At 58.0% G+C, this 331-nt stretch carries 1 protein-coding gene; it reads left to right on the top strand.

Annotation, left to right across the window (positions count from 1 at the left end):
• Positions 1 to 331, top strand: a 331-nt coding sequence (locus ACF8R3_RS13355) for a GTP-binding protein (protein ID WP_392515710.1), incomplete at both ends; no start/stop codon positions are given.

A 331-nucleotide genomic window follows, 5' to 3' on the forward strand; every position in this document is an offset into this window, starting at 1 on the left:
GCTCTGACTCGCGTCTGCTCCGAAGTATTCGGTTCGGCAGTCGTTGAGTTCGACAAGATCGACTCGGCTCCGGAAGAAAAAGCGCGCGGTATCACCATCAACACCGCTCACGTTGAGTACAACTCGACCATTCGTCACTACGCTCACGTTGACTGCCCAGGTCACGCTGACTACGTGAAGAACATGATCACCGGTGCTGCCCAGATGGACGGCGCGATCCTGGTTTGCTCGGCCGCCGATGGTCCGATGCCACAAACCCGTGAGCACATCCTGCTGTCCCGTCAGGTAGGCGTTCCGTACATCGTGGTCTTCCTGAACAAGGCTGACCTGG

This window comes from Pseudomonas sp. FYR_7, assembly GCF_043106155.1.
GTDB classification, from domain to species: domain Bacteria; phylum Pseudomonadota; class Gammaproteobacteria; order Pseudomonadales; family Pseudomonadaceae; genus Aquipseudomonas; species Aquipseudomonas parafulva_B.